The 20,477-nt window shown below is 72.7% G+C and carries 16 protein-coding genes; 9 read left to right on the top strand and 7 right to left on the bottom strand.

What is annotated here, in order from left to right:
- Nucleotides 1–25: 25 nt before the first annotated feature.
- The 4 genes from OHT61_RS21890 (at nucleotide 26) to OHT61_RS21875 (ending at nucleotide 5,852) form a co-directional block, all read left to right on the top strand.
- Complete coding sequence (locus OHT61_RS21890) at nucleotides 26–2,596, top strand: outer membrane protein assembly factor BamB family protein (RefSeq protein WP_329040531.1); 2,571 nt, start codon at nucleotides 26–28, stop codon at nucleotides 2,594–2,596.
- Between the two features lie 162 nt (nucleotides 2,597–2,758).
- Entirely contained in the window at nucleotides 2,759–3,904 is a 1,146-nt protein-coding gene (locus OHT61_RS21885; RefSeq protein ID WP_329040530.1) for a C40 family peptidase, read from the top strand.
- Nucleotides 3,905–4,134: 230 nt separating this feature from the next.
- Complete coding sequence (locus tag OHT61_RS21880) at nucleotides 4,135–4,773, top strand: RNA polymerase sigma factor (protein WP_329040529.1); 639 nt, start codon at nucleotides 4,135–4,137, stop codon at nucleotides 4,771–4,773.
- Nucleotides 4,770–5,852, top strand: a complete 1,083-nt coding sequence (locus OHT61_RS21875; protein WP_329040528.1) for a CU044_5270 family protein — start codon at nucleotides 4,770–4,772, stop codon at nucleotides 5,850–5,852. Before OHT61_RS21880 ends, OHT61_RS21875 begins: the two co-directional genes overlap by 4 nt.
- A 90-nt stretch (nucleotides 5,853–5,942) precedes the next feature.
- Here OHT61_RS21875 and OHT61_RS21870 read toward each other — a convergent pair whose 3' ends face one another.
- From OHT61_RS21870 to OHT61_RS21850, 5 genes are read right to left on the bottom strand one after another with little or no spacing between them, the layout of a single operon-like run.
- Nucleotides 5,943–7,181: a styrene monooxygenase/indole monooxygenase family protein gene (locus OHT61_RS21870; RefSeq protein ID WP_329040525.1), complete on the bottom strand. Its 1,239-nt coding sequence runs from the start codon at nucleotides 7,179–7,181 to the stop codon at nucleotides 5,943–5,945.
- Between the two features lie 37 nt (nucleotides 7,182–7,218).
- Complete coding sequence (locus OHT61_RS21865; RefSeq protein WP_329040523.1) at nucleotides 7,219–7,869, bottom strand: GTP-binding protein; 651 nt, start codon at nucleotides 7,867–7,869, stop codon at nucleotides 7,219–7,221.
- Nucleotides 7,850–8,263 carry a DUF742 domain-containing protein gene (locus OHT61_RS21860; RefSeq protein ID WP_145803226.1) on the bottom strand — a complete coding sequence of 138 codons (414 nt, stop codon included), beginning with the start codon at nucleotides 8,261–8,263 and terminating at the stop codon, nucleotides 7,850–7,852. Before OHT61_RS21860 ends, OHT61_RS21865 begins: the two co-directional genes overlap by 20 nt.
- Nucleotides 8,260–8,739 (bottom strand): roadblock/LC7 domain-containing protein, encoded by a 480-nt coding sequence (locus OHT61_RS21855; RefSeq protein WP_329040520.1) that lies wholly within the window; start codon nucleotides 8,737–8,739, stop codon nucleotides 8,260–8,262. Before OHT61_RS21855 ends, OHT61_RS21860 begins: the two co-directional genes overlap by 4 nt.
- A complete protein-coding gene (locus tag OHT61_RS21850; RefSeq protein WP_329043365.1) occupies nucleotides 8,736–11,756 on the bottom strand; it encodes a sensor histidine kinase in 3,021 nt (1,006 codons plus the stop codon). Before OHT61_RS21850 ends, OHT61_RS21855 begins: the two co-directional genes overlap by 4 nt.
- Nucleotides 11,757–12,126: 370 nt before the next feature.
- Here OHT61_RS21850 and OHT61_RS21845 point away from each other — a divergent pair, with 370 nt between their 5' ends.
- A complete protein-coding gene (locus OHT61_RS21845; RefSeq protein ID WP_329040519.1) occupies nucleotides 12,127–12,912 on the top strand; it encodes a hypothetical protein in 786 nt (261 codons plus the stop codon).
- A gap of 66 nt (nucleotides 12,913–12,978) precedes the next feature.
- Here OHT61_RS21845 and OHT61_RS21840 read toward each other — a convergent pair whose 3' ends face one another.
- On the bottom strand, nucleotides 12,979–13,461 hold the full coding sequence (locus OHT61_RS21840) for a MarR family winged helix-turn-helix transcriptional regulator (RefSeq protein WP_443049509.1): 483 nt from the start codon (nucleotides 13,459–13,461) through the stop codon (nucleotides 12,979–12,981).
- Nucleotides 13,462–13,900: 439 nt separating this feature from the next.
- Between OHT61_RS21840 and OHT61_RS21835 the strand changes: the two genes are divergently transcribed.
- A complete protein-coding gene (locus tag OHT61_RS21835) occupies nucleotides 13,901–14,581 on the top strand; it encodes a polysaccharide deacetylase family protein (RefSeq protein ID WP_329043364.1) in 681 nt (226 codons plus the stop codon).
- 93 nt (nucleotides 14,582–14,674) lie between these two features.
- Here the strand turns inward: OHT61_RS21835 and lon are convergent, their stop codons facing one another.
- Entirely contained in the window at nucleotides 14,675–17,104 is a 2,430-nt protein-coding gene (gene lon, locus OHT61_RS21830) for an endopeptidase La (RefSeq protein WP_329040517.1), read from the bottom strand.
- A 392-nt stretch (nucleotides 17,105–17,496) separates the two neighbouring features.
- Between lon and OHT61_RS21825 the strand changes: the two genes are divergently transcribed.
- The 3 genes from OHT61_RS21825 to OHT61_RS21815 all read left to right on the top strand — a co-directional run bounded on the left by OHT61_RS21825 (nucleotide 17,497) and on the right by OHT61_RS21815 (nucleotide 20,222).
- Nucleotides 17,497–18,180, top strand: a complete 684-nt coding sequence (locus tag OHT61_RS21825; RefSeq protein WP_329040516.1) for a spermidine synthase — start codon at nucleotides 17,497–17,499, stop codon at nucleotides 18,178–18,180.
- Nucleotides 18,181–18,411: 231 nt separating this feature from the next.
- Nucleotides 18,412–19,149, top strand: a complete 738-nt coding sequence (locus tag OHT61_RS21820) for a response regulator transcription factor (protein ID WP_056794186.1) — start codon at nucleotides 18,412–18,414, stop codon at nucleotides 19,147–19,149.
- On the top strand, nucleotides 19,146–20,222 hold the full coding sequence (locus OHT61_RS21815) for a HAMP domain-containing sensor histidine kinase (protein WP_329040515.1): 1,077 nt from the start codon (nucleotides 19,146–19,148) through the stop codon (nucleotides 20,220–20,222). Before OHT61_RS21820 ends, OHT61_RS21815 begins: the two co-directional genes overlap by 4 nt.
- Nucleotides 20,223–20,477 lie beyond the last annotated feature (255 nt).

The raw sequence follows: 20,477 nt of genomic DNA, 5'->3' as shown, positions 1-20,477 counted from the left end.
AGGACGGTCACAAGGGGGGTGCGCCATGGAGGCGCTGCGTCAGGACGATCCACGCCACTTCGGCCCGTACACCGCACTGGCCCGCCTCCGGGAGCGTGCGAGCGCGGTGCACTTCCTGGCGCGTGACGCGGACGGCGACGGCCTCGTGGTGGTGACCGCCGCGCGGCCCGCCCTGGCCGCCGTGCCCGCGTTCCGGCGCCGTTTCGTCGCCGAGGCGCGCACCGCCGAGCGGCTGGCCGGCGGCTGGGTCCAGCCGCCGCTCACCCCGCCGGACGACGAGGGTCTGTGGACGGCGGCGGCCTACGTGCCCGCGCTGACGCTCGCCGAGGCGATCGCCCTCGCCGGGCCGCTGCCGGAGCGTGCCGTGCGGATACTGGGCGCCGGGCTCGCCGAGACCCTCTCCCGGGTCCACGCGACGGGGAGCGTGCTCCAGGGGCTGGCGCCGGAGACGGTGCTCCTGGCCGGGGACGGCCCCCGGCTGGCGGCCTTCGGGCCCCTCGGTGCGGCGGTCGCGGCCGAGGCCAGGGAGGGCGGTCAGCTCTCCGTACGGCTCGGCTACCTCACTCCCGAGCAGATCGAGGGCGCGGAGGCGGGCCCCGCTTCCGACCTGTTCGTCCTGGGACTGCTGCTGGCCTACGCGGCGACCGGCTCGACCCCGCTGGCCGACGGCCCCGTCGACGAGGCGGCGGAGCGGATCGCGCACGGCTCGGCCGAACTCGGCTCCGTACCCGATGAGTTGCGCGCGCTGGTCGCGGGCTGTCTGGCGAAGGACCCGGCCGCCCGGCCGAGTGCGGGGTCCGTCGCGGCGGAGCTGGCGCTGGAAGGCGCCGCGGGCCTCGCCCGGGGTGGCTGGCTCCCCGGGCCGCTGGCGGCGGCGGTGTCGGAGCAGGCGGAACGGGCTCGCGCCACGGAGCCGACCCCGGCACCGGGCGGGGCGGCGGTGGGCGATGCGGCACCGGACGGGGCGGGGACGGCCACGGCCGGTGCGTCCCGGGACGGGACGGCCGCCCTCCCCGCCGAGGGCGGGACCTCCGGCGGGGACAGCGGGACCACGCACTTCCTCGGGACCGTGCCGCGCCCGCCGCAGACCGACCGGGTCACCACCCAGCTGGCACTCCCCCGCGAGGCGACCGGACCCGTACCGCCCCAGGCCCCGGCCCTGCCGCCCGCGCCCGCACCCGCACCCGCACAGCCGTATCCGTACGCCCGGCACGCAGCGGCGCCAGGCCCTCTCGCCCTGCCCGCCGCACCCCCGGCAGCAGCGGCCCCCGCGCCGGCCACCGGCCGGCGGGCCCTGCTCACCGCGGCCGGCGCCGGCGTGGCCGGCCTGGTGCTCGGCGGAACCGCCGTCGCCGCTCTGGGCTCCGGCGACGACAGCGCGTCCGCCTCCGACGACAAGCCCGCGCCGGCACCCCGTCCCCCACTGCCGGGCCAGGCACCCCGGCCCCGCTGGGTGTACCGCCACCCCGCGGCCGCACCCGTTCCGCTCACCGCCGGGGTGTGGCGGGACGAACTGCTGGTGCTCACGGACGCGGCCGGCGCCACCGGCGTCGACCTGCGGACCGGTCGGAAGGTCTGGCAGCGTGCCGACGCCGCCGGGGCCCAGACCGTCCGGGCCGCGGGCGAGGACCTCTGCTTCCTGGCGGGTCCGGCCGAGTTCCTGTGGCTGTCGTCCGAGGACGGGCGCGTCGTGCACCGGGTCCGCTTCCTGGACCAGTTCACCGGCGTACCCGGCATGAAGGTCGCCCCGCTCACCGGCGGGTCGGGCGACGTCGTCTGGTTCACCGGGTCGAACACCGTCACCGTGAAGGCGCCGAAGCCGGAGAAGGGCAAGAAGCCCGGCAAGGACGTCCAGGTCGCCAAGGCCTGGTTCTTCGCGTACGACGTGGTGCGCCGCAGGGAACTCTGGCGCGTCGCCGTGCCCGCGGGGCGGGCGCCCGGCACCCCCGTCTACCGGCTGGCGGCGGTCCGTGACACCGACATCGTGGTGCGCCAGGACGCCGCGACGCTGACCCCCGCGGACGTCACCGCCGGCAAGGGCAGGGCGCTCTTCCGCGGCTTCGACCGCGCCACCGGGAAACTGCTCTGGGCCCGCCAGTTCGGCGCGCTCGCGCCCGCCGGGGCGGCCGCGGGCGACGAGGAGGGGCGGCTGTACGGCGCGGTCGGCGACGGCCTCCAGGCCTTCGACACCGCGAGCGGAAAGCCGCTCTGGACGCTCGGCGGCACGGCGTCGTCGGTGTTCGGCACCCCCATGCCGGCGGGACCGGTGCTGCACGTCACGAACCGCAACCAGGAGGTCGCCTCGGTCGAGCCGTCGACCGGACGGCTGATCTGGCGGCGTTCCACCGAGGCGCCACTCGGCTCGGGCATCCCGGCCCTGACCCTCGGGACGGGCGCCAGGACGCTGTTCACCGCCGACGCCACGCAGGTGACCGCGTTCAGGGCGGCGGACGGCCGCCGGCTGTGGAAGTTCCAGGACATCGGGGCGCAGGACCCGAAGGGCGCCACGGTGACCGCGCCGTACCGGGTGCTGGCCACCGGGAGGACGGCCGTCGTCCAGCGCGAACGCGCCTTCTACGCCTTCCCCGTGGAGTGACCGCGACGTGACGTCCCGGCGTCCACCGTTCGGGGCATCCTCCCGGCGGCGTGCCGGGCGGTCCTTGCATCGCACGGCACCGAGTGACCGGATGGACCAGATCCGAGCACTTGTGGGGTAGTCCGATTAATCGGCATCACCCCCGTCACCGGAGGTGATGTCGTGGCACGCAGGTTCGCGCGGACCCTCTGCACCGCGGTGCTGGCCGCGGCCTTCGCGGCCTCCCCCGCGGTCGCGGACCCCGCAGGACCCGAACCCGCTCCCGGCCCGGCCGCCGGCGCGCCACAGGGCCTCGCCGGACTCCTCAGGCAGTTGCAGACGCTCTACCAGGGCGCCGAGGAGGCCGGCGAGCTCTACACCGGCACCTCCGAGGAACTCAGGAAGCGCACCGCCGAAGCGGCGGAGCTGGACGCCCGGCTCGCCGGGGCACGCACCGCGCTGGACTCGGGGCGCCGCGAGGCGGGCCGGATCGCGCGCGACCAGTACCAGGGGGGCAGCGGCTTCTCCGTGTACCTGCGGCTGCTGCTCGCCGAGGACCCGGAGCACGCCCTGGAACAGAGCCACGTCATCGAGCGCGTCCAGGCGGGACGGGCCGCCGCGGTCGACCGGCTGACCGGGGCGGAGAAGCGCGCCGAGGCGCTCGCGGCCAGGTCCCGCGCACTCCGCGACCGGCAGCGGGTGCTGGTCGCACGGCAGAAGAAGCAGCACGACACCGTGCGGTCCCGGATGAGGGGCATCGAGGCGATGCTCGCCTCTCTCTCGGAGGGACAGCTCGCCGCACTGGAGGCGCTGGAGCGGAAGAACATCGGCGAGGCCCAGGACGCGCTGACCGCGTCGGGGGCCCTCAGCTCGGTCCGCCCGCCGACCCGGGAGGGCGGGGAGGCCGTCCGGTACGCCGTCGAGCAGATCGGCAAGCCGTACGTCTGGGGCGCCGAGGGACCCGAGTCGTACGACTGCTCCGGGCTCACCTCGCAGGCGTGGTCGGCGGCGGGGCTGGACATCCCGCGCACCTCCCAGGAGCAGTGGCGGCAGCTCCGGAAGGTGCCGGTCTCCTCGCTGCGCCCCGGCGACCTGGTGGTCTACTTCCCGAAGGCCACGCACGTCGCGCTGTACATCGGCGACGGGCTGGTGGTGCAGGCACCCAGGCCGGGCGCCACGGTGAAGGTCTCGCCCCTCGCGTCCAACCCGCTGCTGGGGGCGGTCCGCCCCGACCCGGACGGCTCGCCGCTGAGCGCCTACACGCGCCCCGAGCTGCCCGACGACGCCACGGCGGGCACGGACACCGGGTACGACGCTCCGGAAGGCTGAGCGGGAGGGCCGTGGCACCGGGCGGCATGTGCGTCGACCCCGATGACGGCCGGTGCCGGCCCGGTCCTGCGCGCAAGGACGGGGAGAAGCGCCCGAAATCCTCCACGAGGTACCCTTTTCGCCTTCCCGGCTGATCCGAGGCGCACCGGCGCCCCGGCCCCTCCTCGTCCCGCTCCACGGCCGTGGTGCGCGTCACAGGAACTTCCCTGCCGTGGCGGAGAGGTAGTGGTGTGAGGGAATCAGAGAACGAGCTGCGCCCGCGGATACGGGCGGGCGACCGTGACGCGTTCGCCGAGCTGTACGAGAAGCACTCCGGGGCCGTCTACCGGCACGCCCTGTGGCTCACCGCAGACTGGGCGACGGCCGAGGACGTCATGTCCGAGACCTTCCTGACCGCGTGGCGGGCACGGGAGCACCTGGAACCCGAGGGGGGCCCGCTCACCCCGTGGCTTCTCGGGATCGCCACCCACAAGGCGGAGAACGCCCGGCGCGGCATACGACGCCGGCTCGCCTTCCTCGGCCGGCAGCGGCAGGTCCCCGTGGTCGCGGACTTCGCCGGTGAGGTCGCCGGACGCGTCGACGACGCCCGCCGGCTCCAGGCCGTCCAGGGCGCTCTGGACCGGCTGCGGCGCCACGAGAGGGAGGTGCTGACCCTGTGCGTGTGGTCCGGGCTCGACTACCAGCAGACCGCCGACGCGCTCGGCATCCCCGTCGGGACGGTGCGCTCACGCCTCTCGCGCGCCCGTGCCAGGCTGGCGAGGCTCGCCGACGAAAAAACTCCGTCCCGGACGGAACCCGGCACCCGCCACGGAGAGATGACAGGTGAAGCCGCACTCGCGGCCCTGCCCATGCGGGAGGAAACGACATGAAGAACGACAACGCCTCGGCCCCCCGTCGCACCGACGCCGACGAGATTGCCCGGCTCCTGCCGGCCCCGGGCCGGTGGGATCTTCCGCACGAGCAGCACCTGCGCCACAAGGAATCCCTGATGCAGCACATCGACAACGATCTGGCCACCGAGAACCGCCGCGAGGCCGGCGGCCCCGCCCGACGGCTGCTGCGCCCCGCCGTCCTCCTGCCGGTCACCGCACTGGCCCTGGGCGGAGTGCTCGCCGCGGGCATCGCGTTCACCGCCGACGACAGCAAGCCCGCCACCGCTCAGGCCACGGACACCGTCCAGACCACCGGCACGGCGCGGCCCGCCGTGGTACTCCTGCAGCAGATCTCGACCGCCGCGCTCAAGGGCGACACCCTGCCGGTGGCGGACGACCAGTTCACGTACACCAGGTCCAAGGGCAGGGGCGCGGATCTGACCAGCGGGAAGGCCGTGGTCGGCCCCCTGGAGAACCGCGAGGCCTGGTCGTCGCAGAAGCCCGGGCCGCAGCACAAGCTCGGCGTGGTCAGGACCGACGGGGAGACGTCCGTCGTCAACGCCGAACTCGGCGACACCAAGGGCACGCCGGCCGGCCTCACCCGGCCCACCTACCGCTGGCTGGCTGCCCTTCCCTCCGACCCGGACAAGCTCCTCACGTACCTGTACGCCAAGACTCCCGAAGTGAAGGGACAGGAGCGCGACCAGGCGGTCTTCGACCGGATCGGCGGCCTCGTCGGTGAGGTGATGCCGCCCGAGACCGCCGCCGCCCTCTACCGGGCCGCCGCAGCCATCCCGGGTGTCACCGAAGCCCCCACGGCCCACGACGCCATCGGCCGCCACGGCATGGGCATCGCCCGCGACGACAAGACGTTCGGCGCCCGCACCGAATGGGTCTTCGACAAGCAGGACCTCACGTTCCTCGGCTCGCGCAGCTACCTCATCCGGGACACGGCGTACGGCGCGAGCGGCACCCTGCTGTCGAGCAACGCGGTGATGGAGCACGCGGTCGTCGACGAAGCGGGCGCGGAGCCCACGGACACGCAGCGTGTGACGGGGCGCTCGCAGGCGAGCTGACGGCCGGCAGCCCCGTCCGTTCCGGCCGTCCGTGAGCTTCGGGAACCGCTCACGGACGGCCGCGGGCGGACGGGGCTCCGCGGGGCGGACCTACTGGCCGCCGGTGAGCGAGCCGAGGTAGGCGTTCGTCTTCTCCGGCTCGAAGAAGAAGTTGTCGAAGTCCGCCGGGTTGTCGAACCCGTTGGCGAACCGGTCGGCGGCGGGCTGGAGCTGACCGGCCGCGCCGATCAGGTTCAGCACGTGCTCCGGCGGCGGGCCGAGCATCGCGTTCGTCCACTTCACGACGTGCTGGGTGTTCTCCCAGTGCCGCTCGAAGGTGGCCTCCATGAACGCCTCGTCGAACTCGCGGTCGCCGTGTTCGAGGATCGAGTTCAGGTAGGAGTGCGCACACTTCGACGCCGTGTTCGAACCCTGCCCGGTGATGGGGTCGTTGGCGACCACCACGTCCCCCACGCCGAGCACCAGACCGCCGCCGGGCAGCCGGCCGACGGGCTTGCGCACGGTCGGGGCGTAACGGCCCGCCAGCGTGGCGTTGGCGTCGGTCAGCTCGACCTTGGTGGCGCGCGCGTACTCCCACGGGGTGAACTTCTCCATGAGCTCCAGCGTCCTGGCCAGGTGCTCCGAAGGGTCCTTGATGCCCTGGAAGGCGTCCAGCGGGCCGCCGGGGACGCCTTCCCAGAACAGGATGTCCGCTCGGCCCGACGTGGTCAGGGTCGGCATGACGAACAGCTCGCCGACGCCCGGGACCAGGTTGCAGCGGACCGCGTCGAAGTCCGGGTGCTCCGGGCGCGGGCCCATGCCGTGGACGTACGCGACGGCCAGCGCCCGCTGGGGGGTGTCGTACGGCGAACGGGACGCGTCCCGCCCGAACATGGAGACGAGCTCGCCCTTGCCGGCCGAGACCATCACCAGGTCGTACGTGCGGGAGAAGTAGTCCAGGTCGGACACGGCCGCGCCGTGGATCACGAGCTGACCGCCGCGCTGGGCGAAGGTGTCCATCCAGCCGGCCATCTTCACGCGCTGGTCGACGGACTGCGCGTAGCCGTCGAGCTTGCCCACCCAGTCGATGACGCGCGACGAGTCGGGCCCGGCGACCGAGACACCGAGTCCGTCGATCCGCGGCGCCTGCGACTCCCAGAAGTTGAGCTGGAGGTCCCGCTCGTGCTGGAGAGCCGTGTGGAACATGCACTGCGTCGACATGACGCGGCCCGACCGGATCTCGTCCGCCGTGCGGTTGGACATCAGGGTGACTTCGTAGCCGTTGGACTGCAGTCCGAGGGCCAGCTGGAGCCCGGACTGACCGGCTCCGACTATCAGTATCTTCCGCATCGCGGTTCTCCGTTACGTGTGCTGGGTGCGTGGGCGGTTACGCGGGCGCGACGTCGTATGCGTGGCCCACCAGGGCGAGCAGGGACTCGACGACCGTGATCCTGTTACGCGCATCCATGATCACAACAGGTACGTGCGGCGGAATGGACAGGGCTTCCCTCACGTCGGCCTCCTCGAACCCCTCCGTGCCCTCGAAGTGGTTGACGGCGACGATGTACGGAAGGCCGCAGCTCTCGAAGTAGTCGAGGGCCGGGAAGCAGTCGGCGAGGCGCCGGGTGTCGGCGAGGACGACCGCGCCGATCGCGCCGCGTACGAGGTCGTCCCACATGAACCAGAACCGCTGCTGCCCGGGGGTGCCGAAGACGTACAGGACGAGGTCGTCGTCGAGGGTGAGACGGCCGAAGTCCATCGCCACGGTCGTGGTGACCTTGTCGGGCGTGGCCGTGAGGTCGTCGGTCTCCTCGCTGGCCCGGGTCATCAGCGCTTCGGTCTGCAGCGGGGTTATCTCGGAGACCGAGGTGACGAACGTCGTCTTGCCCACGCCGAAGCCGCCCGCGACCACGATCTTGGTGGCGATCGGCGCACGCGTGTGGTCGAGCTGCCAGTCCTGCGGAGGCTCCTCGGGCTGCTCGCGCGGGCCCGGCTGACGGGGGGTGAAGAGCGGCGCCTCAGAGACGGCGGAGTCCATTGAGAACCCTTTCGAGCAGTGCGCGGTCGGGCTGGCCGGCGCCGTGACCGGTCCCGTACACGCGGATCTTTCCCTGGTCGGCCAGGTCGCTGAGGAGCACCCGGACCACACCGAGCGGCATCTTCAGCAGGGCCGAGATCTCCGCGACCGTACGCATGCGGCGGCAGAGTTCGACGATGGCGCGCAGCTCGGGCATGACCCGCGAGGCGAGGTTGCCGTTCGTGAGCTCCCGGCGTTCCTCGGGCGCCTCGAGCGCGGCGACGAACGTCTCGACGAGCAGCACGTGTCCGAAGCGGGTGCGCCCACCGGTCAGGGAGTACGGGCGGACCCGTGCGGCCTTTCGGTCGGCGCCCCGGACCGGCAGTTTCCGTACGGGTTCAGCAGCTGACGTCACTGGGTGCTCTCCATCGATTTGCGCAGCTCACTGCGGAGTTCGGGGGTGAGTACGTGTCCGGCGCGGCCGACGAAGAGCGCCATGTGGTAGGCGATGACGCTCATGTCGCAGTCGGGGGTGGCGTGCACACCGAGCAGGGAACCGTCGCTGATCGACATGACGAAGACGCTTCCCTCGTCCATCGCGACCATGGTCTGTTTGACGCCGCCGCCGTCCATCAGCTTCGCGGCGCCGATCGTGAGCGATCCGATGCCGGAGACGATGGTGGCGAGATCGGCGCTCGATCCCCGGGGGCCACGGTGCCCGCCCGCGGCCTTGGCCGCCGCGAGTCCCGGATCGGAGGAGAGCAGCATCAGTCCGTCGGACGAGACGACGGTGACCGAGTGGACCCCTGGCACCTCCTCCACGAGATTGCTCAGCAACCAGTGAAGGTTACGGGCCTCGGAACTCAGCCCGAACGTGCTGGGCGCAGTCAACTGCGTGCCTCCTCGACTGTGTCCCCCGTCTCATCGATGCGGCCGTCGGTACGGCCTTCCGGCTCGTGGTGGTCGGTCTGCGGGCCGCCCTCGGCGATCTCGCTCTCCACGTCGCGCCGGCCGTCCTTGGCTCCCTGGTGGAATCCGCCGAGCCGGCGGCGCAGGGCTTCCTTGTCCAGGCCGCCCGGACGCGCGACGGGCGCGGCCGGTGCGGGTGCCGCGATCCTGGGCGTGCGCTTGGGGAGTCCCTTGTCGGTCAGACGCTCGGGAAAGGGCGCCGGGTCGGGCACCTCCTCGCCGAGCCCCGTCAGCGGCTGCCGGGGGCCGGGTACGGCGTCCGCCGCGGGAGCCGGGACGGCGTCCGCGGTGGCCGGGGCCGCGTCGGCGGCCCGCTCGTGGCTGTCGGGCCCTATGGCGTACGGGCCCGGCGCGTCCTTCTGCACGGGGAGCCGGACCTGCATCGTGGTCTCGGCCTCGGACTCCTCGCGTACGGGGCCCGCCTGGGCCGCGACGGGCGCGGCACCGTCGGCCGGCAGCACCGGGGCGGGGGCCTCGGGAGCGGCCTCGGCCGGGACGGTCGCCTCGGGGGCGGGGTCGCCCGTGGGGGCCGGGGTCCCGGGAGCGGGGTCGCCCATCGGTGCGGCCACCTCGGGGGCGGCCTCGGCCGGGGTGGTCGCCTCGGGTCCCGCCTGGGCGGACGCCTCGGACGTCGGCTGGGCGGACACCTCGGGCGCCGGTTCCGCGGGCGACGGCTCGGGGGCCGTCGTGCGCAGGGTCTCCTCGGCGGCGGCGATCAGCGGGTCGCCCCCGGGGAGGGCGGAACGGGCGGGCAGCGTATTCGAGTTGGCCTCGGCGACCGACCCGGGGAGGTTCAGCGTGGGTGCGTCGCCCGGCAGTTGGACCGGCGGCGGGGTCGCGGTCGGCGGGGCCTTGGGCAGCAGGGCCTGCGGAAGCACCACGACCGCTGCCACCCCGTTCCCCTTCTGCTCGCGCAACTGGACCCGCACACCGTGGCGGGCGGCCAGCAGCGACGTCACCTGAAGCCCCAGACCTGCCCCGTCCGCGGCCTGTTCACCGGCCTCGAAGGAGGCCGGGTCCGCCAGCCTGGCATTGAGTTCGCCCATCCGGACCGCCGACATGCCGATGCCCTCGTCCTGGACCGAGAGCATCACCTCTCCGGTCTCCAGCAGCCAGCCGGAGAGCTCGACATGGGAGTCGGGGGGCGAGAAGGAGGTCGCGTTCTCCAGCAGTTCGGCGACGAGGTGGCTCAAGTCGTCGGCGGCGAAGCCGGCGATCTGGGCGTGCGGCGGCAGGGACTGGATGGTGACCCGCTCGTACCGCTCGATCTCGCTGACGGCGGCGCGCAGCACGTCGACCAGCGGGATCGGGTTCACGTGGCCCTGGCCGTGGTCGGCTCCGGCGAGGACCAGCAGGTTCTCGCTGTGCCGGCGCATCACGGTCGCCATGTGGTCCAGCTTGAAGAGCGTGGCGAGGCGCTCCGGGTCCTGCTCCCGCTCCTCCATGCCCTCGATCACGCCGAGCTGGCGCTCGACGAGGCCGAGCGTGCGCAGCGAGAGGTTGACGAAGGTGTGGTGGACGGTGTTCCGCAGCCGTTCCAGCTGGGAGCCGAGCTCGGTGACCTGCGCCTGCAGTTCGGCGCGCTGGAGGGTGAGGGCCTCACGGCCGGCGACGAGTTTCCCGCGCTCGGTCTGGAGGCTCTCCAGCCGTCCCGTGACGTCGTGGTGCAGCCCGTGCAGCCTGCCGTGCAGGGCGTTGATGGACCGCACGACCTGGGCGAACTCGTCGTTGCGCCCGGTGTAGCGGACCGGTTCGGCGGTCTCCGGCTCGGCGGCGATGCGGCCGGCGCCGATGCGCAGGACGGCCAGCGGCTGGGTGAGGGTGCGGGCGACGGCGGTGGAGACGCCCACGGCGATGAGCAGGCAGCCGCCGAGCAGCGCCAGCCGGAGTTCGAGCGCGGTGACGTCGTCGTCGCGCAGTGCCTCCAGGCGCTCGACCTGGGCGGTGCCCAGGGCGGACTCGACGCCGCGCATGCGGTCGATCCGGCCGGAGAGCGCCGCTTCGACCTTCTTGGGGTCGGCCGACCGGTCCGCGTCCGACAGTTCGGGCCGGTCGGTCAACCGGGTGAGGTACTTCTCCGCGCTGGTGACCTGGGGACCCGTGACCGTGGAGGCGAGCCGGTCCCTGGCGGAGGCGCCGGCGGCCTGGTCGAAGTCGGCGAGGGAGGAGAGTTCACGTACCCGGGCCTGCTGGGCGGCGGCACTCAGCTCGTCGCGCGTGCGGTCGTCCTCGCCGCTGCTCTCGTCCTGGGTCTGGACGGGCAGGCCGGTGAAGGGGTCGATCTGCGGCTGCTGGGGTTCCGTGCCCGGGACGGCGAGTGCGGCCAGCAGGAGACCGCGGGTGGCGGAGGCCTGCTCGACGGCGGCACCCAGGGCGAGCGGCGCCCTCGTGGCGTCGGCGGCGCGCGGCGGGGTCTTCTCGGCGAGTTCGTCCGCGAGGTCGTGGAGCTTGGCCAGGACCTCGGAGTACGCCTGGTAGGCCTCGGTCGCCGAGCCCTTGCCCGTGAGCGCGGTACGGCGCAGCGACGGGATGTCGGAGAGTTCGCGGCGCAGGGCCGCCGGAGCGGCCTCCCGGATCTCGTCGACCTGCTGGTCGACACGGGCCGCGAGGCTCGCCGTGTCGTCCTTGCCGGCCTCGTCGCGCCCGGCGGCGATGTGGGCGACGACACCGTCACGCTCGTCGGCCAGGGAGTGCGCGAGGGTGATGGCCTGCTGGTTCAGCGCGGCGAGTGTGACCAGCCGTTGGGACTCGTTGAGGTCGGCGGAGGCGCCCAGGGCCGCGGGGGCACCCGCGGCTATGACGGTGATCCCCACGACGGCGACACCGGCGACGAGCCGGTTGCGCACGCGTACGGTCCGCTTGGTGGCACTCGCCTCCTGGGGCACGGCCCCGGACTCCTCGCGCGTGCCGTCCTTGCTCCGAGGCCGCTTCTTCTGCACCGGTGCTCGCAATCTTGACTCGTCCGCCTTGAAGCAGAGGTGACGCACGGTCACGTGTGTGGAACACCCCACCCTGGTGTGCGCCGTACGGCTTCCGACCATTCCAGCGCGTTTGGGAGGGGGCCGCGCATCAACCGCTCCGCCACTCGAACGAGTGAACATCAATCCGGAGTTGGCGAACAAGTCTCCCCACGGGCCGCACGGGCCATGCGCGGACTGCCGGGTGGAACTTCCGGCCCGGCTTTGGCAGGATGCCCGCCCGCATATGCGCAGGGCATCCCGTCCGGTCGGTGTGACGCCGTTGACCTGCCGGTACGGCCCAACAACGCCGTCGTGCAGGGCCCGTGAAGGCATCGTGCAGACTGGCCGGATGCGCATCGACCTCGCCACCCGGTCAGGAAGCCCCGAACGCCCCAATGAGGACTGGGTGTCGGTCGCGGCTCCTGCCGCCGGCCAGGGCGGCACCCTCGTGATGCTGGACGGAGTCACACCTCCGCGGCACGACGACGGCTGTGTGCACTCGGTTCCCTGGTTCACCGCGCGCCTGGGTGGATCGCTGGTCGAACTGTCCGCTTCGCGGCGGGATCTGACGCTTCCCGAGATTCTCGCCCTGTCCATTCGGCACACCGCCGACGTTCACCGTTCCGGGTGTGACCTTTCTCACCCGCGCACCCCGCAGGCGACCGTGGTCCTGGCGCGTTGGGACGGCCGGCGTGTCGAGCACCTGGTCCTCTCCGACTCGGCCCTGCTCATCGAGGCACCCGACGGTCGTGTGCGCCCCGTGCTCGACGACCGTCTCGACCGGCTGCCGCCCGGCTCGCTCGCCTCGGACCAGATCGCGGACGCGCGCGTACGGAACAAGGAGGGCGGCTTCTTCACGGCCGCCGCGGACCCCGGGGTGGCCGCACGCGCGGTGACCGGGGAGACCCCCCTCGCCGAGGTGCGGGCGCTCGCGGCGATGACCGACGGGGCGAGCAGATGGACGGAGACGTTCCGGCAGGGCGACTGGACGGCCGCTCTGGGTCTGCTGCGCAAGGCCGGACCACAGGGCCTGATCGACCGGGTGCGGGAACTGGAACTGGCCGACGCCGAGCGCGTACACCTACGCCGGGCGAAGAGGCACGACGACGCGACCGCGGTCCTCGTGGAGCTGTAGGCGCGCCGGACCGGCTCGCGTGAGCGGCGGCCCGGGCGCCCGGGCCGCCCGTCGGCCGGCCGTCCCTCAGTTCTCCGTGCGCTCGTTGAGGTGGTGCAGCAGTCTGGCCAGCTCCGCGACCTCGGCGCGGTCCCAGCCCGCGAGCTTGCGGGCGTACCGGCCGCGCCGCGCGTCACGGACCGTGCGGAAGCGCGCCAGACCCTCGTCGGTGAGGTGGACGAGCGAGGCGCGGGCGTCCGCCGGATCGGCCTCCCGTGCCACCAGGCCGAGGACCTCCAGGGCCCGCAGCTGACGGCTCATGGTCGCCTTGCCGACTCCGAAGTACGCCGCGAGCTCGGTGGCCCGCTGCCGCCCGGTCGACTCCAGCCGCACGAGGAGTCCGTACGCGGCGGACTCCAGATCCGGGTGGACCTCGCGCGCCATCTCCCCGGAGCTGGCGCGTGCCCGGCGCAGGAAGACCGCCAACTCGCGCTCCAGCGCGAGGAACTCGTGGTCCACGGCGCTTGTGCCGCTCACGCCGGGCCCGTCGCCGCTTCCGCTGCCGTGCACGTCCGCACCCCTCACGCTTCCCCGCGAATGACTTCTGCCTCGACTCCGGTGATGACCGCAGCGGGGCCAGTATTTCGCAGGCGCCGGCCTCCGGCGCCGACCGGACTCCTCCCGCACGGCACGGCCGGCGACCGCCCAGGTGACGCGGGCCCTCCCGGACCGCTCGATGTCACCGGCGCACGGCCGGCCGGCGTCCGCCCGTCCGGCACGTCCCGGGAGGGATCCTCCGGCCCCGGAACCCGGCTCAGCCCCAGGCCCCTCTATGCACTCCACGTATACGCACTATGTATAGTCGCTGGGTGCCGCACCGCCGGAGTGCCGCCGAGCCACTGGGGAGGGACCTGTCGTGTCTGTTGTATCCGTGAGGACGAAGCCGCTCGGAGCGGGGTTGGCCGCGGCCCTTGTGACCGTGCTCACCTTCACGCTGGGCGGGTGCTCGATGCAGACCACCGCGCCCGGATCCGCGCGCGCCGACGCCGCACCGGACGCCAAGGGGTCCTTCGGCCCGGCTGACTGCCGCAAGGCCAAGTGCATCGCGCTGACCTTCGACGCCGGCCCGTCCGACGACACCCCGCACCTGCTGGACGTGCTCAAGGAGGAGAAGGTGCCGGCCACCTTCTTCCTGCTGGGCAGGGACCACGTCCTGAAGCACCCGGACACCGTGCGGCGCATCGGGGCGGAGGGACACGAGGTCGCCAACCACACCTGGTCGCACGAGATCCTGACCGGCAAGGAGCCCGGAGAGATACGCGCCGAACTGGAGAAGACCCAGGACGCGATCGAGAGCGTCACGGGCAGGAAGCCGCGGCTGATGCGTCCGCCGCAGGGCCGCACCGACGACGAGGTCTCGAAGGTCTCGAAGGAGCTCGGGCTCTCGCAGATCCTGTGGAGCGCCACCGCCAAGGACTACTCCACGACGGACTCCGCGCTGATCAGGAAGCGGATACTCGACCAGGCGGGCAAGGACGGGATCATCCTCCTGCACGACATATACAAGGGCACGGTCCCCGCGGTGCCGGGCATCATCCACACCCTGAAGAAGCGGGGCTACACCTTCGTGACCGTGCCCCAGCTGATGGCCCCGGCCGAGCCGGAACCCGGCACGGTGTACCGCCCCTGACCCCCGCCGCACGCGGAACGGCCCGCCCTCCGAGGAGAGCGGGCCGTCCGTACCGGCCGTGCGCGCGGTGCCACGCCCGTCACGCCATGGCACCTATGCCGCGGCCGGGATCCTTGTCCCCGCCCTGGCCGTGGCCGGGACGAGCGCGATCTCCAGGACCTGGCGGACGTCGGTCACCGGGTGGACCTCCAGGGTGTCGAGGACCTCGGCCGGGACGTCGTCCAGGTCGGCCTCGTTCCTCTTGGGGATCACCACGGTGGTGATCCCGGCCCGGTGGGCCGCCAGCAGCTTCTGCTTCAGCCCGCCGATCGGCAGCACCCGCCCGGTCAGCGACACCTCACCGGTCATCGCCACGTCGGTCCGGACCAGACGCCCCGAGAGCAGGGACGCCAGCGCGGTCGTCATGGTGATGCCGGCACTCGGACCGTCCTTCGGGACCGCGCCCGCCGGGAAGTGGATGTGCGCCCCCCGGTCCTTGAGGTCCGCGACGGGGAGTTCCAGTTCCGCGCCGTGCGAGCGCAGGAAGCTCAGCGCGATCTGGGCGGACTCCTTCATCACGTCGCCGAGCTGGCCCGTCAGGGTCAGTCCGGACGCCCCGGTCTCCGGGTCGGCGAGCGACGCCTCGACGAAGAGCACGTCCCCTCCCGCCCCGGTGACGGCGAGCCCGGTCGCCACGCCCGGCACCGCGGTACGGCGCTCGGCGGGGTCCTGCGCGGACTCCGGCACGTGGTGCGGCCGGCCGATCAGACCCCGCAGGTCCTGCTCGGACACCGTGAACGGCAGTTCCCGGTCCCCCAGCTCGTGCTGGGCCGCCACCTTGCGCAGCAGCCGGGCGACGGAGCGCTCCAGGTTCCGGACTCCGGCTTCCCGCGTGTACTCGCCGGCCAGCTTGCGCAGGGCCGACTCGTCGAGCGTGACCTCGCCCGTCTCCAGGCCCGCCCGCTCCAGCTGGCGCGGGAGGAGGTGGTCGCGTGCGATGACGACCTTCTCGTCCTCGGTGTAGCCGTCCAGCCTGACCAGCTCCATGCGGTCGAGCAGGGCCTCGGGGATGGCTTCGAGGACGTTGGCCGTCGCCAGGAAGACCACGTCGCTCAGGTCGAGTTCGACCTCCAGGTAGTGGTCGCGGAACGTGTGGTTCTGTGCCGGGTCGAGCACTTCGAGCAGGGCGGCGGCCGGGTCGCCCCGGAAGTCCGAGCCGACCTTGTCGATCTCGTCGAGCAGGACGACCGGGTTCATCGACCCGGCCTCCTTGATGGCGCGCACGATGCGGCCCGGCAGCGCGCCGACGTACGTACGCCGGTGACCGCGGATCTCCGCCTCGTCCCGGACGCCGCCGAGGGCGACCCGGACGAACTTGCGTCCCATGGCGTGCGCGACGCTCTCGCCGAGGGAGGTCTTGCCGACTCCGGGCGGGCCGACGAGCGCCAGCACCGCACCGCCCCGGCGGCCTCCGACCACGCCCAGTCCCCGGTCGGCGCGCCGCTTGCGCACCGCGAGGTACTCGGTGATGCGCTCCTTCACGTCCTGCAGGCCCGCGTGCTCGGCGTCCAGGACCTCCTGGGCGCCCTTGATGTCGTAGGCGTCCTCGGTCCGCTCGGTCCACGGGAGTTCCAGGACCGTGTCCAGCCAGGTCCGGATCCAGGAGCCCTCGGGGCTCTGGTCGGAGGAGCGCTCCAGCTTCTCGACCTCCTTGAGCGCGGCCTCGCGGACGTGCTCCGGCAGGTCGGCGGACTCGACGCGGGCACGGTAGTCGTCGGACTCGTCGGCGCCGGACTCGCCGTTGAGCTCCGAGAGCTCCTTGCGCACGGCGTCGAGCTGGCGCCGCAGCAGGAACTCCCGCTGCTGCTTGTCGACGCCCTCCTGGACGTCCTTGGCGATGGATTCGGCGACGTCCTGCTCGGCCAGGTGCTCGCCGAGCCACTGGATGGCGAGCTTCAGCCGGGCGACCGGGTCCGCGGTCTCCAGCATCCGGACCTTCTGGGTGATGGTGAGGAAGGGCGAGTAACCGGAGTTGTCCGCGAGCGCGGAGATGTCCTCGATCTGCTCCACCCGGTCCACGACCTGCCAGGCGCCGCGCTTCTTCAGCCAGCTGGTGGCGAGGGCCTTGTACTCCTTGGCCAGCTCGGCGGCGGATCCGGGCAGGGGGTCGGGTGCGGACACGTCGATCCGGGTGCCCTCCACCCACAGCGCGTTCCCGGGCCCGCTCGTACCGGCGCCGATGCGCACGCGGTGGCGGGCCCTGATGATCGCCCCGGGGTCGCCGTCGGCCAGGCGGCCGACCTGCTCGACGGTGCCGACGACGCCGATCCCGGTGTAGTTGCCGTCGATGCGCGGCACGAGCAGCACCTGGGGCTTTCCGCTGCCGGCCCGGGCGACGGCCTGCGCGGCCTCCACGGCGGCGCGTACCTCCGCCTCCGACAGGTCGAGCGGCACCACCATGCCGGGCAGTACGACCTCGTCGTCGAGCGGCAGCACGGGCAGGTCGACCGGCGCGAACGCCTCGGACTTGGACTCAGCAGTCATGATCTTCCCTTCGGCAGCCAAGTTGAGCTATGTGCACTCAATGCTTGTGAGCCCGGGAATGTTCCCCCCGCCCTGTTCGCTCTGGGCGATCACTCCTCGGAGCCCGTCCCGCCTGCGGAGAACCGGTGAAGACCGGATGCTCCCGCCGGAACCCCGGCCGGCCGCATACGGCGCCACTCCCCCCGCGGCACCGGTCCCCGTCTCCACAGCAGCACTTCCCGGGCCGTCGCCATTCCCCGCACCCCGAAGTGCCGCCGCACGAGAGGTCCGCGGAGGGTGAGGGCGCACCTGGCACAGGAGTGAGGCGGCGGGAATCCGGTGGTCCGGAGGCGTCGCGGCGGGGAGAATCGGCGGCCGGCCGCCGCCTGCCGGAGAAACGGAGACCCGCACACATGTCCACCACAGACACGCCCCGCCCCGTCGTGCTCGACCGCCGGGACGGACCGTTCGGTGAAGTCGTCCTGCGCGAGCGCGGCGAGGACTTCGAGATCATCGCGAACGGCTGCTTCCTGATGGACACCTCGGACGGACGCTCCGAGCGCCTCCTCGTCGACGCGGCGCTCGCCGCCCTGCCCGCGGACCGGCCCGCCCCGTCGGTCCTGATCGGCGGGCTCGGTGTCGGCTTCTCCCTGGTGCGGGCCGCTGCCGAACCCCGCTGGGGAAGGATCACGGTCGTCGAGCGGGAACAGGCGGTCGTGGACTGGCACCGGGACGGGCCGCTCGGCCGGATCTCCGGCGCGGCGCTCGCCGACCCGCGTACGGAGATCCTGCGCACGGACCTGATCGCCCACCTCCGCACGGCCACGGAGCGTTACGACGCACTGTGCCTGGACATCGACAACGGCCCCGACTGGACCGTCACCGAGGACAACGGAAACCTCTATTCGCCGACGGGCCTGGCAGCGTGCCGAGCGCGTCTGAACCCCGGTGGAGTGCTCGCCGTGTGGTCCGCGCAGCCGTCCGCGGAGTTCGGGCCGGCATTGCGGAATGCCGGATTCCACGCCGTAACGACCGAAGAAGTAGCCGTTGCCCGAGGTGTGCCGGACGTGGTCCATCTCGCACTCCGGGGCGAGTGAACCCCCTCCCGGTATACGCGGCCCCGCCCCGCCAAGGGACGTACGCGGTGAGGCCGGTGATCCACACCCTTTCCGTGGGTAACACCTTCACGACGGACAACACCCTGCGTAGCCGGGAGGCCTCTTCTGCCTTTACGCTCTGTCCGGCACAAGGGATCACCGACGACATCCACAAGCGATAACCGTGCCTCCGGGGGAATGGCCTCCGCGAGAACGGGCAGGGGCGGGGCGATGGAACAGACACACACCACCCACAACGGCGTCGCGGCCACCCCCGGGGCTCAGCGCCGGGTGCTGGTGGTCGAGGACGACCCGACGATCGTCGACGCCATCTCCGCCCGTCTGCGGGCCGAGGGCTTCCTGGTGCAGACCGCGCTGGACGGGCCCGCGGCCGTGGACGCGGCCGAGGCGTGGCAGCCCGACCTGATGGTGCTCGACATCATGCTTCCCGGCTTCGACGGCCTGGAGGTCTGCCGCCGCGTGCAGGCCCAGCGCCCCGTGCCGGTGCTGATGCTGACCGCGCGCGACGACGAGACCGACATGCTGGTCGGGCTCGGGGTCGGCGCCGACGACTACATGACCAAGCCGTTCTCCATGCGGGAGCTGGCTGCGCGGGTCCACGTCCTGCTGCGCCGGGTCGAGCGGGCCGCCCTGGCCGCGGTGACGCCCCGCAGCGGCATCCTGCGCCTGGGTGAGCTGGAGATCGACCACGCGCAGCGCCGCGTCCGGGTGCGCGCCGACGACGTCCACCTCACGCCGACCGAGTTCGACCTGCTGGTCTGCCTGGCCAACACCCCGCGTGCGGTGCTCTCCCGGGAGCAGCTGCTGGCCGAGGTCTGGGACTGGGCGGACGCCTCCGGGACGCGCACGGTCGACAGCCACATCAAGGCGCTGCGCCGGAAGATCGGCGCTGAGCGGATCCGCACCGTGCACGGTGTCGGCTACGCCCTGGAGACCCCCGCGCCATGACCAGGCCCGGTTCCGGACTGCGGCCCTTCTCGATCAAGGCCAAGCTGGGCGCACTGGTCGTGATCTCGGTGTTCATCACGACCGGACTGCTGATCGTCGCGCTGCGGACCCGGACCGAGTTCCGGTTCATCACGGTCTTCTCCGTGATCGCCACGCTGCTGATCACGCAGTTCGTGGCCCACGGCCTGACCGCGCCGCTGGACGAGATGCGCTCCGTCGCACGGTCGATCTCGCACGGCGACTACACGACGCGGGTGAGCGGCGCCGGGCGGCGGGACGAGCTCGGCGACCTGGCGCAGACGATCAACCGCATGGCGGAGGACCTGGAGGCGGAGGACCGGCACCGCAAGGAGCTGGTGGCGAACGTCTCCCATGAGCTGCGCACCCCCATCGCCGCGCTCAGAGCCGTCCTGGAGAACGTGGTGGACGGGGTGTCCGCCGCCGACCCGGAGACGATGCGTACGGCGCTGAAGCAGACCGAGCGCCTGGGCCGGCTGGTGGAGACACTCCTCGACCTGTCCCGGCTCGACAACGGCGTGGTCGAGATCAAGGCACGCCGGTTCGAGGTCTGGCCGTACCTCTCCGGCGTACTCAAGGAGGCGAACCTCGCCGCCTCGCAGCGGCGGCTCTCCTCCGGCTCGGGCAACCACTCCCGTACGGACGTCCACCTCCACCTGGACGTCTCGCCGCCCGAGCTCACGGCCCACGCGGACGCGGAACGGCTGCATCAGGTGGTGGCCAACCTCATCGACAACGCCGTCAAGCACAGCCCGCCGCACGGCAGGGTCACGGTGCTCGCGCGGCGCGGGGCGCACCCCGAGTCGCTCGAGCTGGAGGTCATCGACGAGGGGCCCGGCATCCCGGAGGCGGAGCGCCACCGGGTCTTCGAGCGCTTCAACCGCGGCCAGGCGCCGTCCCCGCACGGACCGGGGAGCGACGGCGGCACGGGGCTGGGGCTGGCGATCGCCCGCTGGGCGGTGGATCTGCACGGCGGGAGGATCGGTGTGGCCGAATCCGCCCGCGGTTGCCGGATCCGGGTCACCCTCCCGGGGAGTACGCGACCTCGTAGTTGACTCCGCGTTCGAAGCGGAGGAGCGCGTTCTCCCCCTGCCCGGAAAAGAGATACGGTCCAAGGGGCCACAGCGCTGGCCTTCGTACCCGAAGGGCAGCGGAACTCTGCTTGTTTCCCGCCATTTCATGCGCCGAAACCCGGCTTCCGATGTGATGTGCACGACGAAGACCGGCCCGGCCTGCACGTAACGGCTGGGGAGGCGTAGCCTTGATTTCCGCTGTCCATCACCTTGTGAAGCGGAAGAGGGCGGTTGCCG

The organism is Streptomyces sp. NBC_00178, from assembly GCF_036206005.1.
Lineage (GTDB): Bacteria > Actinomycetota > Actinomycetes > Streptomycetales > Streptomycetaceae > Streptomyces.
Note: the sequence above shows the minus strand (reverse complement) of the source record. Positions and strands in the feature narration are given on the sequence as shown.

Excerpts from the sequence above, each read along its gene's own strand:
- OHT61_RS21890 (WP_329040531.1), top strand. The coding sequence starts at position 26 with ATGGAGGCGCTGCGTCAGGACGATCCACGCCACTTCGGCCCGTACACC.
- OHT61_RS21875 (WP_329040528.1), top strand. The coding sequence starts at position 4,770 with ATGAAGAACGACAACGCCTCGGCCCCCCGTCGCACCGACGCCGACGAG.
- OHT61_RS21870 (WP_329040525.1), bottom strand. The coding sequence starts at position 7,181 with ATGCGGAAGATACTGATAGTCGGAGCCGGTCAGTCCGGGCTCCAGCTG.
- OHT61_RS21865 (WP_329040523.1), bottom strand. The coding sequence starts at position 7,869 with ATGGACTCCGCCGTCTCTGAGGCGCCGCTCTTCACCCCCCGTCAGCCG.
- OHT61_RS21845 (WP_329040519.1), top strand. The coding sequence starts at position 12,127 with ATGCGCATCGACCTCGCCACCCGGTCAGGAAGCCCCGAACGCCCCAAT.
- OHT61_RS21835 (WP_329043364.1), top strand. The coding sequence starts at position 13,901 with ATGCAGACCACCGCGCCCGGATCCGCGCGCGCCGACGCCGCACCGGAC.
- lon (WP_329040517.1), bottom strand. The coding sequence starts at position 17,104 with ATGACTGCTGAGTCCAAGTCCGAGGCGTTCGCGCCGGTCGACCTGCCC.
- OHT61_RS21825 (WP_329040516.1), top strand. The coding sequence starts at position 17,497 with ATGTCCACCACAGACACGCCCCGCCCCGTCGTGCTCGACCGCCGGGAC.
- OHT61_RS21820 (WP_056794186.1), top strand. The coding sequence starts at position 18,412 with ATGGAACAGACACACACCACCCACAACGGCGTCGCGGCCACCCCCGGG.
- OHT61_RS21815 (WP_329040515.1), top strand. The coding sequence starts at position 19,146 with ATGACCAGGCCCGGTTCCGGACTGCGGCCCTTCTCGATCAAGGCCAAG.